Origin of the sequence: Candidatus Protochlamydia sp. W-9 (assembly GCF_001950615.1) — a bacterium.
GTDB classification, from domain to species: Bacteria; Chlamydiota; Chlamydiia; order Chlamydiales; family Parachlamydiaceae; genus Protochlamydia; species Protochlamydia amoebophila.
This window is the reverse complement of sequence record NZ_BCPZ01000320.1, coordinates 1-275: the sequence shown is the minus strand read 5'-3', so window position 1 is coordinate 275 and position 275 is coordinate 1. Positions and strand designations below refer to the sequence as shown.

General features: G+C 36.0%; 1 protein-coding gene. It reads right to left on the bottom strand.

The window, feature by feature from the left end; all coding sequences use genetic code 11:
* A partial coding sequence (locus tag BU804_RS09045) for a transposase (RefSeq protein ID WP_143298971.1) occupies positions 1-275 on the bottom strand: 275 nt, incomplete at both ends.

Genomic DNA, 275 nt, shown 5'->3' with positions numbered 1-275 from the left:
CCTTTCGACAAAGTTTCGGCAATAGAAACATCAGCGACATTTCCAGGAGTTAGCTGAAAAGCCAAAATTTCTCCTTTCTCATTGATCATGAGATGCAATTTAAACCCGAAAAACCACCCTGAAGTTGTTTTTCCTCTCTTTGCTAAACCTTTAAAGACCTTGTTTCTTTTTATGCGTTTATTGTGGCAAACATCTATCGACGTAGAATCAATAAAAGCAATTCCTGTGATTTCTCCTCTTTTGTCCAAAAGATAAGCAAATAGAGGAATAAAAAG